General features: G+C 40.9%; 16 protein-coding genes. 2 read left to right on the top strand and 14 right to left on the bottom strand.

The features are described from left to right. Nucleotides 1-43: 43 nt before the first annotated feature. From AC20OE_RS07585 to rpmG, 8 genes are all read right to left on the bottom strand, one after another. Nucleotides 44-1,963: an LTA synthase family protein gene (locus AC20OE_RS07585; RefSeq protein ID WP_212043173.1), complete on the bottom strand. Its 1,920-nt coding sequence runs from the start codon at nt 1,961-1,963 to the stop codon at nt 44-46. A gap of 213 nt (nt 1,964-2,176) precedes the next feature. Then, nucleotides 2,177-3,130: an ROK family glucokinase gene (locus tag AC20OE_RS07580; RefSeq protein WP_039179975.1), complete on the bottom strand. Its 954-nt coding sequence runs from the start codon at nt 3,128-3,130 to the stop codon at nt 2,177-2,179. Nucleotides 3,131-3,143: 13 nt separating this feature from the next. Then, the gene (locus AC20OE_RS07575; protein WP_008342322.1) at nt 3,144-3,347 is read right to left on the bottom strand and encodes a YqgQ family protein; all 204 of its coding nucleotides are present in this window, start codon (nt 3,345-3,347) and stop codon (nt 3,144-3,146) included. Nucleotides 3,348-3,417: 70 nt separating this feature from the next. After that, complete coding sequence (locus AC20OE_RS07570; protein ID WP_059374625.1) at nt 3,418-4,956, bottom strand: rhomboid family intramembrane serine protease; 1,539 nt, start codon at nt 4,954-4,956, stop codon at nt 3,418-3,420. A gap of 86 nt (nt 4,957-5,042) precedes the next feature. Then, nucleotides 5,043-5,216, bottom strand: a complete 174-nt coding sequence (locus AC20OE_RS07565; RefSeq protein WP_162473402.1) for a hypothetical protein — start codon at nt 5,214-5,216, stop codon at nt 5,043-5,045. Nucleotides 5,217-5,301: 85 nt separating this feature from the next. Continuing rightward, nucleotides 5,302-5,766: a hypothetical protein gene (locus tag AC20OE_RS07560; protein WP_099663441.1), complete on the bottom strand. Its 465-nt coding sequence runs from the start codon at nt 5,764-5,766 to the stop codon at nt 5,302-5,304. Nucleotides 5,767-5,897: 131 nt separating this feature from the next. Next, nucleotides 5,898-6,458 carry a 5-formyltetrahydrofolate cyclo-ligase gene (locus AC20OE_RS07555; protein WP_099663442.1) on the bottom strand — a complete coding sequence of 187 codons (561 nt, stop codon included), beginning with the start codon at nt 6,456-6,458 and terminating at the stop codon, nt 5,898-5,900. A gap of 48 nt (nt 6,459-6,506) precedes the next feature. Further along, nucleotides 6,507-6,656, bottom strand: a complete 150-nt coding sequence (gene rpmG / locus AC20OE_RS07550; protein ID WP_008360061.1) for a 50S ribosomal protein L33 — start codon at nt 6,654-6,656, stop codon at nt 6,507-6,509. Nucleotides 6,657-7,069: 413 nt separating this feature from the next. Here rpmG and AC20OE_RS07545 point away from each other — a divergent pair, with 413 nt between their 5' ends. Together AC20OE_RS07545 and AC20OE_RS07540 are read left to right on the top strand one after the other, a co-directional pair. Further along, nucleotides 7,070-7,417: a hypothetical protein gene (locus AC20OE_RS07545; RefSeq protein WP_024422989.1), complete on the top strand. Its 348-nt coding sequence runs from the start codon at nt 7,070-7,072 to the stop codon at nt 7,415-7,417. After that, a complete protein-coding gene (locus AC20OE_RS07540) occupies nt 7,414-7,914 on the top strand; it encodes an endolytic transglycosylase MltG (RefSeq protein WP_039179985.1) in 501 nt (166 codons plus the stop codon). The genes AC20OE_RS07545 and AC20OE_RS07540 overlap by 4 nt, the downstream gene beginning before the upstream one ends. 41 nt (nt 7,915-7,955) lie before the next feature. Here AC20OE_RS07540 and pstB (AC20OE_RS07535) read toward each other — a convergent pair whose 3' ends face one another. The 6 genes from pstB (AC20OE_RS07535) to AC20OE_RS07510 form a co-directional block, all read right to left on the bottom strand. After that, the gene (pstB, locus tag AC20OE_RS07535; RefSeq protein ID WP_039179987.1) at nt 7,956-8,738 is read right to left on the bottom strand and encodes a phosphate ABC transporter ATP-binding protein PstB; all 783 of its coding nucleotides are present in this window, start codon (nt 8,736-8,738) and stop codon (nt 7,956-7,958) included. A gap of 15 nt (nt 8,739-8,753) precedes the next feature. Next, complete coding sequence (gene pstB / locus AC20OE_RS07530; protein ID WP_099663443.1) at nt 8,754-9,566, bottom strand: phosphate ABC transporter ATP-binding protein PstB; 813 nt, start codon at nt 9,564-9,566, stop codon at nt 8,754-8,756. A 23-nt stretch (nt 9,567-9,589) separates the two neighbouring features. Further along, nucleotides 9,590-10,474, bottom strand: coding sequence for a phosphate ABC transporter permease PstA (pstA, locus tag AC20OE_RS07525; RefSeq protein ID WP_039179988.1), 885 nt, complete (start codon nt 10,472-10,474; stop codon nt 9,590-9,592). After that, nucleotides 10,474-11,400, bottom strand: coding sequence for a phosphate ABC transporter permease subunit PstC (pstC, locus tag AC20OE_RS07520; protein WP_047202305.1), 927 nt, complete (start codon nt 11,398-11,400; stop codon nt 10,474-10,476). Before pstC ends, pstA begins: the two co-directional genes overlap by 1 nt. Nucleotides 11,401-11,479: 79 nt before the next feature. Further along, a complete protein-coding gene (locus AC20OE_RS07515) occupies nt 11,480-12,397 on the bottom strand; it encodes a phosphate ABC transporter substrate-binding protein (protein WP_047202306.1) in 918 nt (305 codons plus the stop codon). A 214-nt stretch (nt 12,398-12,611) separates the two neighbouring features. Then, nucleotides 12,612-14,747: a peptidoglycan D,D-transpeptidase FtsI family protein gene (locus tag AC20OE_RS07510; RefSeq protein ID WP_081124582.1), complete on the bottom strand. Its 2,136-nt coding sequence runs from the start codon at nt 14,745-14,747 to the stop codon at nt 12,612-12,614. Nucleotides 14,748-14,792: the final 45 nt, after the last annotated feature.

Below are 14,792 nucleotides of genomic sequence, written 5' to 3'. Positions count from 1 at the left end.
AGAAAACCTCTGCTTCTAAAAATAGCAGAGGTTTTTTCATCTATTAGGACGCCTTTTTCAGCTCCGTTTCACCTTCTTTTTTGGATGGTGAATGGTCCGGGCTGTTTCGATCATAAAATCTAAGGAGATCTCCGTAGATGATTTGATCAGAGAATTGAAGCTCCTGCTTCGCCTTCTCTTCATAAGACTGACACAAATTTTTATCATCTGCTGGCTCGCCTGTCTCTTTATTGTAGCAAACACCATCTGTAAAAATGCTGTCCTTCGTAATAAAGCTTCCATCACGGAGTACTGTAAAGTCATTCGTATCTTTCGATAAAAGGTCATGACCAAATTGAATTTGTTTACTTGTATCAATGCCTAGAAGATTGAGTACAGTTGGACGGATATCGACCTGACCACCTACCGTATCAATTTCTTTTGGATGTTGATCCGTTACCCCTGGAATGTGTACAACAAATGGGACTTTTTGAAGCTGTACTTCTTCAAATGGCGTAATCTCTTTATTTAAAAATTGTCCCATGGCTTCGTTATGGTTTTCAGAAATTCCGTAGTGATCCCCATATAAAACAAAAATGGAGTTATCGTATAACCCAGCTTCCTTCATCTTTTTAAAGAAAAGCTTAAGGGCTTCATCTTGATAACGCACTGTAGGGAAGTACTTGTTCAGCGTTTTACTCTTTGAATCATATTCATCAATGAGCTTATCTTCTTCATCTAAATCAAAAGGGAAATGGTTCGTTAATGTAATCAATCTCGTATAGAAAGGCTGCGGGATCGATTTCATTAATTCAGCGGACTGCTCAAAGAACGGACCATCTTTCAGTCCCCAGCCAACTGAGTTTTCTTCATTCACATCAAATGATTTAATATCAAAGAACTTGTCGTAGCCAAAGCTATCGTAGATAAGATCACGGTTCCAGAAGCTTTTGTTATTCGCATGAATAACAGAAGAGTGGTAGCCCTCATCCTTTAACAGCTCAGGTGTCGCTGTAAACTCATTACTTGGATTTGTGAAGAACACAGCCCCTCTTCCAAGTGGATAAAGAGAATTATCTACAATAAACTCTGAGTCAGATGTTTTCCCTTGACCTGTTTGGTGATAAAAATTAGTAAAGTTATAGCTTTTCTTGATCAATTTGTTTAAAAACGGAGTAATTTCTTTCCCGTTTAATTTTTCATTGATCACGAAACTCTGTGTAGATTCAAGTGATACAAGAATGACATTTCGTCCTTTTGCTTGACCAAATGTCTTTTCATTACGGTCTGTTTGATTTGCGCTTACATAGTTTTCAATTTCAGTTAAGCTATTGCTGTCAGCAAGGGCTCGTTGGGCGGACTGCTTCGATTGCAATACCCCGTCATAAATATGAAAGTTATATAAGCTGATATTTTTCACCAGCATCTCACGGTCAAATGAGCGAGTAAGCAGTTCTGGTCTTTCTGTTTCAGCTAAACCAAGGTTAAAGAAAAATGTAGCTGCCACAAATAAGTAATATGCTGCTCGTTCTTTTCGTGAAACTGTGACATCTGTTCTAAAGGAAGGCTGTTTTTTATAGAGCCAAATTAAAATGATGATATCAACGAACATCAGTAAATCGACTGGTTCAATTAAAGAGGTAATACTTGACCCGAGGTCACCCATATTGTTTGTTTGAAATAGGACGGGGATGGTTAGAAAGTCACTATAGAATCGATAAAACACAATGTTGGCTAACAAAATGAATGTCAGGATAAAGCTTGTCACGATGATATATCGATTTCGATTTTTCTCTTTGAAAAATAAACCGATACCGAAGATAAACAAAAGAAAGCTAAGCGGATTAATAAACAGGATAAACTCCTGCATGAAATTTTCAATTTTAATATTGAAGCTAGATTTATAGATAACATAGGTTTTGACCCACATCAGCAATGTCGCAATCAGTAAAAATGAAATCGCCTTTAATCTATTCTTTCGCATTGTAACCTCCTTATGCTAAGCGCGCACCCAGGCTCAGGATATACCCTAATTATTGGTGCTTCTAGAAAAATAACTAAAGTATATCTTATCCTGTATATGATGGAAAATCAATGTCTTTTTCCTCATGACAAACTTATGAATATGCTAAACATCCAATTTCATGCCTATCTATCGCTTTTTTTAATAAAAATGACATCATTATGACTTTTTTGTTCAAGACAGCCATTTGGTTTTTGCCATCCATGCACCACCGATGACACCCGCATCGTTTCCGAGTGATGCTATCACCACTTCGACATCGTCTGCGCAAGGCGGGAACGCATGTTGTTTCACAACGCGTTCTACTTTACTGCGAAGAAGCTCACCTGCTTTTGAAACACCGCCGCCAATCACAATTTTCGTTGGGTTTAAAGCACTGGCAAGATTCGCTAGGACAAGTCCAAGATGTGTCGTCACTTCTTCTACGACACGCATTGCAAGATCATCTCCGTTTTCTGCCGCTTCAAATACATTCTTTGCTGATAGCGAAGCGAGCGTGCCAAGTGAAGATGTATGCTGCTCGGTTTCTAATTTATCCTTTGCAAGCCGGACGATGCCAGTTGCAGATGCGATTGTTTCAATACAGCCTGTTCTTCCGCAGTTACAAGGTGCTCCTTGAAATGGAACGGCACAAATATGGCCAATTTCTCCGCCAGCTCCTGTCTCCCCTTGAACAACTTCACCGTTGACGATGATGCCGCCGCCAACCCCCGTTCCAAGTGTGACCATCAGGATATTTTTTGCGCCATCTCCTGCACCCTTCCACATTTCACCGAGTGCAGCAATATTCGCATCATTTTCAATGACAGATGGAAGTCCTGTCTCTGCCTCTAGGTGATCTTTCAACGGATAGTTTGTCCAGCCCAGATTCGTTGTTTTATAGACGATTCCAGATACTTTATCTACAGGTCCAGGTGCACCCATTCCGATCCCAATAAGTGCTGATTTCGGCATACTGATCTCAACCAGTTTATGGTCAATTGATTTGGCAATATCGACTGTGATCGTCTGCCCGGATTTATCCGTAGGAATCTCCCACTTATGCTGAATTTCACCATATAGATTAATGAACGCAAGCTTAATTGTCGTACCGCCAAGATCAATACCTACAAACCAATCCCCTGTCATATGCCCTCCACCTTCACATTGTTTTTCGATTTAGTTTGGCTAACTCCATTTGAAGAATCGTCATTGCGTTTGACCATTCAGTCCGGTCAATGATGCCCGATGTATACATTTCCTTCAATTCGTCTGCCATAAATTCTAATTCTACTTCACGATCTCCGAAATACACATAATTTCCAAATCTCATAAGCAGCTGCTGTACATCATATAACGTTTTCATTGTTTCCACCATTTCTTCTCATCAACAGATAGGATAAGCGTATTCATAAATGCGCTTTCAGTCAAGTCATTCAACGTGTTTGACTATTTTCGATATATTGTTTCAGCTTTAAAAATTGATCATTTTGAGGATCTTGTTTTAATGCTTTCGCTAATAGATCATCTGCTTTCGCTGTCTCTCCTTTTTCTACGAATAACAACGATAAATGATACAGTTTATTTGGATCATCTGGATCTTTTTCAAGCGACTTTTGTAAAAATTGAATAGCCTTATCAAGTTGGCCCTGCTGCGCTTCCGATAGTGCATAAATATGAAGTGCCTCAGCTGATGCATCTTTTTCGTGTACATATTCCTCTAGTCGTTCACTTGCTTCGCTATACTTTTTCTCATCAAATAAACTCGCTGCCTCACTTGTTGCCGCTGCTTCCTTTTGATTATCTGAATGAAACCCTGTATACAATCCAAAACCACCAATCAAGAGCAAAGCAGCAGTCGCAAGAAGCATTTTGACAGGCTGCGTCTGTTTAGGAAGACGGACAGCTAATGCAGCGAAAAAGCCGCCAACCAGACCGCCAAGATGCCCTGCGTTATCAATACCTGATACAGTGAAGCCTATTCCTAGGTTAATGAGAATAATGACAATAATATTTGTCCCCATCGTCCGAAAGAAAAGCTTTCGGTTTGAGATAGCTAAATATAACAGTGCCCCTAAACAGCCAAAAATCGCGCCTGATGCTCCGGCTGCAATTGCCGTATTAAACACAAAGCTCGCTATGGAGCCAAAAATGCCAGAAATCAAATAGATGAGCAAAAATCTTCCTGACCCATAAATTCTCTCAACAGCCGCTCCAACTGACCAAAGAGCAAAAGTATTAAAGAGTAAGTGCGTCAAGCCAATATGTAAAAACATTGGTGTTATCAGGCGCCACCATTCACCCTCTAAAATCAGCACATTATTTTTAGCACCAAATGCAGTTAAAGTTGCCGTATTGGTACTTCCGCCAGATAGCTCAAGTAAAAGAAACATCACCACTTGGACAGCGATCAGCAAGTAGGTGAAAATGGGTCTGCCATTTTGAAACACGGCCCGTTCTCGTTCACGCTGTTTTTCCTGATCATCAAATGCCTGGAGCACGTTCCTTTTAAGCTGCATTGCATCCTCAGCTGTGTCTCTCTTCGCTTCTTCTACATCAACTGCAAGAGATGTATTCAGCCATTTTTGCAGTTCGTTTATATCGTTTTGAAGCGTGTCTGCATTGAGTAACACAGGAGTAACTGTCACCTTATTCTCTTTTTGCAGCTCACCGTTTAAGTCTTCCCAATCATCTACTGGAACATCAGTTGTAAATTGCAGCTGCAAGAGATGAAGCGATCGTTTACGCATAGCTTCTCTCAGCTGATTGATCCGATATGTTTGCTCCTCGATATCTCGAACGATCTCCTGTCTGAAATTCACATCTTTTCTATACAGACGAATGAGATCATAGCCTGAGTTTCGTGGTGCTTCAAAAAATATTTCATCTTCTGGGTACGGACTTTGAATCATCTCGTATCCTTTTTGTCTTAGTTCATCAACAACTCGCCAAAATAGACTATCTATGACATTCATACATTCGCGCTCCATTTTTTACATTATTATAGCAAGAATCGTTCTGATCCGCATTTCAAAACAAAAAAATCCCGGCATTTGCGGGATTAGAATGCTTGGCGAATAAATTTCGTCCGAAAATATGGGATTTTCATCAACCATTTAATCAAAAAGTGACGTACTTGATTTTGGCCTAAAATCAAATTCATGAGCCGATAACGATTTTGCACGAGAACGAATGCAAACAGTGTGAACACAATGCTCCAAATCATTTTATTCATCATATTCCCTCCTATGTTCGTATCGTGGCTTAAATAGGATTTGTTTATGCATGAACCAACATTTTTATCGCCTAAAACCAGGCCTTCACAATCTAATCCCTTGTTCTTTTGATTGAATATAATAAACCTCTCCGCACTCTGATTGATCATAAGAAACGTCAAATTGATGAAGGTCGATTAAATCCTTGAAAGTATGAGGCAGCTTACAATACCGCTCTAACCCCTCCACCTTGTGCGGGAAGTAACTGTCGTATGGATTTGGTGTATGAACATATACAGCGTCTAAACCAGGGTCATGCTCGTGAATACAAATCCAAGTTTGGTATGGCTTTTCAAAGCCTTCAAGCTGTTTTAGCAGCCTATGATATAAAGCGATATGAGCTTTAATATGCTCTCTTCTTATTTTTAAGCTATTTTCCCCGACTCCAAAAAAATCAAGGTGCGTATGCGAAAAAGAGAACCACGAATCGTGGTCGAGCGTTAATTGATAAGTATTCACTTCCTCCCACATATTACGGAAGTATCTTTTCTTTCCACGGAATTTTTTCAAAACATATCCCCCCGTCAGCTAAAATGCTTTTTAATGAAGAATGTTGATCGCTATCGTTCATGTGACTTTTGATCACACACAAGACCTTCGCTCAACACAAAAAGCCCGTTCATACGTATAAGCAGCGGACTTTATTTTGGATATATGGTACCTTTCTCACTGACCATGATGGAGACCGGGATGTCGTGCGTTTCAGCCGGAATTTGCTCGGTTTGCTGTACAGTCAAACAAAGGGCAAGGGTTTCACCGTGATAATCAGCTAAGTAGCGGTCATAATAGCCGCCCCCATATCCGATACGGTAGCCTTGTCGATCAAAGCACACCCCAGGCACAATGATCAAATCGATTGATTTTTTAGATGCAGCGGCCGACGCCATAGGGTCGGGCTCCAATAGCCCAAAGTAGCGGGATATCATCTTCGTTTCTGGTGTATATTCATAAAACGTCATCTCTTTTGTTTCCGGAAAACAGGTGGGTACACATACTGTTTTCCCCTCCTGCCATGCTTTTTCAATGAGAGGCATTGTTGGTACCTCTTTTCCTCTAGACATGGTGAGGGCAATCGTATTTGCTTGTTTCCATGCTGGCAGCTGAAACAAGTGCTCATGAAGTAAAGCGGTGCTTCGCTCGAATTCCTCAGCACTCATCTGATCCAGCTTGGCTAATGTTTGAAGGCGGAGTTCCTTTTTCACACAGATCATCTCCCATCATAAAAAAACAGCAGGAAAATTCCCTGCTGCTTACTTTGTTTCACGATGTAAAGTTTGTTTTTTATCACGTGAGCAATACTTTTTGAATTCAACGCGATCTGGATTGTTTCGCTTATTCTTTTTAGTAATATAGTTACGCTCACCGCATTCAGTGCAAGCTAGAGTAATATTTACGCGCATGTTTTTCCCTCCAAACTAAAATCAATTCACATTCAGACCTAACTATAATACCACTTCTAGCTTAGGAATGCTAGAATGTTTTTTCACCAATTTCAATTTCAGTGCAATCCGTCTGAGTTCTGATCTATATCGTACGGTCATTTCATGAAAAATGGCCTGCTCCCCTATAAAACGTCAATCTTTGTCGTACTGTATACATGAGAAACCCTCTTTTATTTTGACAGCGAGCAAGATTTTCATACTCGTTTTTCATATAAAAAGAAAAAAGATGAAAAAAAGGTGATTTTTTCAGCAATTCCTTTTGAAACTAGCTTTTTTATGGTATAAAAAAGAAGGGTCGAAAACTGTCTGAAACAATCATGAAAGCCTTTTATGGTTTTCAGCATTAAAATACGAATAAAAGGTGATGAAACATGGAAATTGCAATTATCGGATTGCTTGTTGTCAGTATCGTACTGATCGCATTCTCATATTTTCAAAGAGAGCCGATTAAAGAAGTCGAGCAGGAACTTGAAACACTTCAACTATCTGCAATGCAAGAAATCTATAAACTGAAAAAGAAAATGAAGGTTCTTGAAGAAGAATTGCTTGAAACAAACATCGTCGTCCGCAAACATTCAGAAATTGATCCATCTATCGCAAGACAAATCATTTCAAAGCATCAAAATGGCATGTCTCCTGAGGCCATTGCGCGCGCTGAGCATGTATCTGTAGATGAAGTCAACATGATCATTAAAGACAACGAGAAGGTGCTTGTATGACGAAAAAAAGCATCCAAACGTTTGCGGCAGGTATGATTCTTGCAACTGGTGTTCTGGCAATCGTTTTTTTCCTCACTGGAAAAGATGAAGCGACGGCTGATACGACCACAAAAGAAACGCTCGCAGCGAAAGTAACAGACACTGACGTGAAAAACTATTTAGACTCTAAAAAAGAAGTCTCCGTCAGCCGTGAAACATATCAGCAGCTTCTTGATTATAAAGAAAAAGCACTGAAAGCAAATGAAGACGGCGATTCTAAAAATGATAAACAAACATCAGACAAGCCTAAAGGCAAATCGGTCAAATTCGTTATTAAAAACGGGATGAGCACAAGTGATGTTTCAGACATGCTTGAAAAGGACGGAATCATCAACTCGTCTAAAGATTTTAATGATTACGTGATTGACGCCGGCTACCATAAAGAAATTCGTGCAGGCAAGTTCAATTTAAAAACAGGGATGACGTTCAAACAAATCGTCAAAGCCTTAACAAAATAACGATAAAAACCCCTGGCGGCGCTGACCTCCAGGGGTTTTTGTTATCCAAATCGACCAGATATATAATCATTTGTTCTTTGATCATTTGGCTCAGAGAACATCACATTCGTATCATTGATCTCAACAAGCTCCCCCATTAAGAAGAAGGCTGTTCTATCTGATACCCTGGCCGCTTGCTGCATGTTATGCGTCACAATGGCAATCGTATATTTCTCTTTTAATTTCATAATCAATTCTTCAATCTTTAATGTTGAGACAGGATCAAGCGCTGATGTTGGTTCATCCATTAATAAGATATCTGGGCTTGTAGCAATGGCTCTTGCGATACAAAGACGCTGCTGCTGACCGCCGGAAAGACCTAATGCAGGCGCACTTAAGCGATCTTTCACTTCATCCCAAAGGGCAACATCACGAAGCGCTTTTTCAGCGATTTCTTTTAATTGCTGCTTGCTCTTCACCCCGTGAATTCTTGGCCCATAGACGACATTATCAAAGATAGATTGAGGGAATGGGTTCCCTTTTTGAAAGACCATCCCGACATTTTTACGTAGTTCCACTAGATCGACACGGCCTTTTAAAATATTGTCACCGTTATACATCATATCCCCGGTGATTTTCACACCTGGCACTGTTTTGACCATGAGATTTAAGGTCTTGATAAACGTTGACTTTCCGCAGCCGGACGGACCGATAATTGCTGTGACTTCATGCTCTCTTATGTCTAAATCAATATGCTTCAGTGCGTGATGCTGTCCGTACCAAAGGTTCATATCATTCACACGAAACACTTCTTTTTTTGCTGTTTCAGTTGCTACTGCATTCATCAAAATCCACCCGCCTTATCCAAATCGACCATTGATATAGTCTTCTGTTTTTTGCTGCGCAGGACGTGTAAAGATACGTTCAGTGGCATCATATTCTACTAGATCACCGTTTAGGAAAAAGGCCGTATGATCAGATACACGTAACGCTTGCTGCATGTTGTGAGTCACAATGACGATCGAATAATCATTTTTCAAATCTGATAATAGCTCTTCAATTTTTGCATTTGAGATCGGGTCTAGGGCAGAAGCAGGTTCATCTAATAAAAGAACGCTAGGCTTCATCGCAAGAGTACGGGCAATACAAAGGCGCTGCTGCTGACCGCCGGATAATGACAAAGCTGAGCGGTGCAGACGATCTTTGACCTCATCCCAAAGCGCCGCTTTTGTTAAGCTTTCCTCTACCGCATCATCAAGCACTGATTTTCTTTTTTCTCCCGCATACTTTAATGCATGGGTAATGTTATTGTAGATCGATTTAGGAAATGGGTTTGGTTTTTGGAAAACCATGCCGATTTCTCTTCGTAAATTCACCACATTAATGCGGTCATCCAAAATATTGAGCCCTTCGTACATGATCGCCCCTTCACTTCTCGCACCTGGGATCAAGTCGTTCATACGGTTAATGCTGCGTAAAAAGGTTGATTTCCCGCAGCCAGATGGGCCGATTAATGCGGTAATTGCGTTCTTCTCAATTTCAAATGAAATGTGATTGACCGCTCTTTTTTCCCTATAATAAATGCTTAAATCCTGTACCTGTAAAATCTGTTCTGCTTGAAGTGGAGCCTTTTTTGCTGCAATCTCTTTTTTTTCTGCTAGCATTTGAACCATATCCCCTTCACACCTTTCTCACATTATTTTGACGTAAGCTTCTTATGAATAAATGAACCAAGCCATCTAGCTGCTAAGTTGAATACTAAAACTGAAAGCACAAGTACGGCTGATGCACCATTTGCAATGGCCTCTGCATCTGGAATGATTCCTTGTGTATTGACGTTCCATATATGAACGGCTAATGTTTCTGCCGGTCTAAAAATATTCAGCGGTGACGTATCAGAAAATGGACTCCAGTTTGTAAAATCAAGACGCGGTGTGGTGAGGCCTGCTGTGAAAAGAAGCGCTGCTGCCTCCCCGAAAACTCTTCCTGATGCTAAAATCGCACCGGTAATAATAGAAGGAATCGCACCTGGAATCAGGACCGTCTTCACTGTATGCCATTTCGTTACACCGAGCGCTAGTGATGCTTCCTTTTGATCCTTCGGTACAGAGCGAAGCGCGTCTTCTGTCACCCTGACCATCACTGGCAGGTTAAACACCGTGAGCGCAAGAGCTCCTCCGATGATTGTATAGCCCCAGCCTGTTAAATTGACAAACATAAGTAAACCAAACATACCAATGACAATGGAAGGAAGTGAAGACAGCACTTCAATACATGTGCGAATAAAATCAGTGACTTTGTTTTGAGGCGCATATTCAGCCATGTACACTCCGCCGCCGACACCAAGTGGTACTGTGATCAGCATTGTAATAAACAAAATGTAAAACGAGTTAAACAGCTGATCCCTGATGCCGCCGCCAGAGCCAATTGCACTTGAGCGGGTTGTCAAAAAGTCAAAGTTTAATTCTTTTGCACCGTTGAAAATGATATAAGAAAACAAACCAACTAGGATCGCCGTAATAATGGCGGCACATAATCCAAAAACAATCGTGGCAAAACGATCGGTCATTTTGCTATTCATTAAATCTTCCTCCTAGACGACAAGTATCTGATAATGAGTATGAACATAAACGATACAACTAGAAGGACAAGCCCCATTGACCAAAGTGTATTGTTTTCAACACTTCCATACGTTGTGTGACCCATGTTTAACGTAATAATGGTTGTTAATGTACCAGCTGTATCCATAATGCTCTCTGGTAAATTACGTGTGTTTCCAATGACCATTTGAACGGCAAGGGCTTCTCCAAATGCTCTTGCCATCCCAAGAACGACCGCTGTCATTAATGTTGGAAGAGCTGCTGGTACAAGCACACGTCTAATCGTTTGCCACCTTGTTGCGCCAAGTGCATACGATCCCTCACGCAAGCTTTTTGGAAGGGAAGCCATTGCATCAGTTGCAATAGATGTAACGGTTGGCAGAATCATAATAGACAGGACAATCGTTCCTGCTAACACGCTATGCCCTGAGCCGCTTGACTTGAAATGTCCGATAAACGGCACCAATACTGTAAGACCTATGAATCCGTAAACAACGGATGGAATCCCTACAAGCAATTCAATGACCGGCTGGAGAATTTTCCGGCCCCATGCAGGTGCAATTTCTGTCATAAAGATCGCTCCTGCGATGCCTAGCGGCGCTGCAATGAGTGCCGATAGAAGTGTGACGGCGATCGATCCAAAGATAAAAGGAAATGCGCCGTACTCCGGGTTTTCTGCTGTTGGGTTCCAATTGATACTGGTTAAGAACTCAATTGGGCTTACACCATTTACGATGAAAGATTGTAAACCCTTAATGCCAAGGAAGATGGTGATGGCGATGGATACTGCAATCATTAAGAATGCGCAGAATCTTACCAAAATACTTCCTCTTACTTCATCCATTTGCCTATTTTTCTTCGAGCTGATCAGCCGATCGCTCGCTTCTGTATGTTCTATCTGCTTCATCTTTTTCTACACTCCTATGAATGTCATAAAAGGAAAAGTGAAATGCTCCACTTTTCCTTCATCAGCAATTCAAGACCTCTTACTTATCTGATTGTTTGCCTGCTGCGTCTCTTTCTACTTTCATATTAGAGACTGAGATGTAGCCTTGGTCTTTAACGATTTCTTTTTGTACTTCGTCACTCATAAGGTAATCTAAGAATTGTTTTGCTAGACCTTCCGGCTCACCTTTTGTATAAGAGTGCTCGTATGCCCAAATTGTATATTTACCGCTTTCTACATTGCTTTCTTCTGGTTTCACACCATCAATGCTAAGCGGTGTAATTTTGTCATCTGTTAAATAAGAGAATGCTAGGTATCCAATCGCACCTGGTGTTTCTGCAATCAGTTTTTTCACTGTGTTTGAAGAATCTTCTGTGATTCCTTCTGCAGGTGTTGCACCATCAAGTGCATATTTCACAAATGTTGCACGAGTTCCTGAAGAATCAGGTCTGTTTACAAGTGTGATTTTTTGGTCTTTCCCGCCAAGCTCTTTCCAGTTTTTGATTTTACCAGTGAAGATTTTTTTCAATTCGTCCTTTGTGATGTCTTTGACACCCACTTCAGGGTTTACAGCTGCGGCCATTCCAACAACTGCTACTTTGTGGTCTTTTAAAGCTTTTGCGTCGATTCCGTCTTTCTCTTCAGCGAATACATCTGAGTTACCAATTTGTACAGATCCTTCTGAAACTTGAGAAAGTCCTGTTCCTGAACCGCCGGCTTGTACTTGAATATCGGCTTTTGGATGTTTATCCATGAATTTTTCTGCTGCCGCAAGAACTAAAGGCTGCATCGCAGATGATCCTGAGATGGTAATGGAACCTGATGCCTCATCTTTGTTTGAAGCATTTCCTTTACTGTCTTTTGAATCTCCGCTTGAGCTGCTGTTTCCGCATGCAGTGACGAATGCTAACAATGCGATAGTAAGGAAAGTAAGCAGCCATAATTTGTTCTTTTTCATTTCAAGAATACCCCCTGAATAATTTGTCCTACGAGTAATACATTAAAGGTTCTTTATTAATTTCGTTTAAATGGAATGTTAAGGTTTTGTAAATGTCGAAGTTTTGTAGAGAAATTGCGGCGTTTTTTATGAATTTTGTCAATTTATATCGGGATTTTTGAAGAAAACGTAAAAAAACGCCCACAAAAAGTGAGCGTTTTTACCTATGAAAGGTCTAGTTATTTGTTTCTGCTTCATTTTCAATTTTGTTTTTGTTTTTCGCCTGTGTATCATTGCTTTCCTGTTTTGATTTCAGTTCAAAGTACTTGTCTAATACTTGTTCACCAATATCATTTGTAATTGGATAGCGCTGGTTGTAGTCTTGATACACCCACGGGACGACAACGGAAATAGCCACTTCTGGATTATCAGCAGGCGCGTATGCTACAAGAGTTGTGTTATACGTCGGTGTACCGCGCTTGCTTTTAATTGGACCGTCATAGAATGATTGAGCGGTTCCTGTTTTGCCAGCTGGATTATACTTTTTGTTGCCAAAGTTTGAATAGGCTGTCCCTCTTGGGTTCTGCATGACAAGCTTGAAGCCTTGCTGGACACGCTTGATTTCATCACTTGTCATGTCTAGCTTATTCAATACATCCGGTTTGACGGATTCTGTCACAGCTCCAATGCCGCGCTGCGGATCTGGCTCTCTCACTTCTTTGACAAGCTGCGGACGTAAACGATACCCGCCATTTGCAATGGTTGAAACGTATTGCGCCATTTGCAGCGGTGTAAACGTATCATACTGTCCAATCGCATAGTCAAGTAAGAGACCCGATTGTGTAGACGTTCCTCTGTAGCCCGTTGCCTCGTTTGGCAGGTCAATACCAGTTTTGACGCCAAGGCCAAATTTACTGAAATTGTAGCGGAACGTATCAAATGCTTTCGGATCAATTGGGAGCGGCTGATTCTTACGATATTCGCTTTTCCCAATGGCGATCGCTGTTTTGAACATATACACGTTAGATGAACGCTCTAGTGCTGTTAAATCATTAATGAGTCCCATATTTTGATAGGATTTCTTTGGCGGTGACTGAGCGATATAGAGAGGTTCATCATACTGGGTACTTCCAATATGAATAGCGCCTGTTTTATATCCGGTCAGTACCGTTGCCCCTTTTACAGCTGATCCCATCGCATATGAGGATGTCATCGTTCCTAATGAGTAGTCATCGAACTTGTATTTTCCGTTTTTGTTTGAAATTTGCTTACCCGCAACAGAGAGAACCTCTCCATTTCTCGGGTCCATCATGACAACAAATGCGCGATCAAGAAGCTCAGTTCCCCCTCTTTGTTTCGCACTTCTCAAGTTCTTTTCAATAATTTTTTCAACCGCTTTTTGCAGCTGAATGTCAATTGTCAGCACAAGGTCTTTCCCGCTCTTACCTTCTGTTAACACTTTAGAGCTTGTGACATTGCCCTGTTTATCAGTTGTACTCTGTTCTTTTTCCTTTTGGCCCTGCAGGACATCTTCATATTGATATTCAAGATAGCTTTTTCCTACACGGTCATTTCGGCTGTAGCCGAGTGATAGATAATGCTCAAGAAGTGACTGCGGAAGACCTTCATCACTCGAAGACACACTGCCAAGCATACTGCGGAGCAGTCCTTTATACGGATAGCTGCGTGACCAGTCTGTCGTTACATCAACACCTGGCAGCTCGTCCAAATGCTCAGAGACGTAAGCAATTTCGCTCGGCTTTACATCTTCATTTTTAATAAATTGAGGCGTCAGTGCATAGCCTCCATCCATCTGCCTTTTAATGGCAAGCACTTGTAAATCTTTTTTCGTCAGTTGATTTAATTCCTTGTCTGTGATGCGTTTTAGCTGAAGCTCATATAGTTTATCATCAGAGACCTTATCGTCACCCTTTAATTCTGATTCCTTTTGAACAAGCTTTTTCGCTTCATTCGGATGCGTTAAGATCCAGAAATCTTTTTTGTCACGATCTGTGATTTTTTTCGTACTCACATGAATCATATCCGCTAATTTTGATGCCACTTTGAGCCGCTCTTCTTGTGAAGTCGTCGAGGTTCTCGTATATGTAATGGCATTTAGCGCTTTATTGCTGACAATCGTATTGTAGTTTCGATCGTAAATTTTTCCGCGCGGAGCAGATGAGCTGACATTCACATCCTCTTGTTTCTCTGCCTGCTTTTTATAATCTTCTCCATTGACAATTTGCACAAACCCGAGTCTAACGACAACACCGGTAAAAATAATAAACGCAGCTAAAAATAATAAATTCAGCCGGATCGGAAGTGTTTTGCGCCCTTCCTTCGCGTCTTTTTTGTTTTTCTTGTTTCTCATCACATCACCTTTTCTATCAAGAAAGAAATGGCACCCCTTTTTGTA

Source organism: Bacillus sp. SRI_025 (assembly GCF_057592095.1).
The sequence above is the reverse complement of the archived record's forward strand: the minus strand, read 5'-3'. Positions and strand labels throughout refer to the sequence as shown.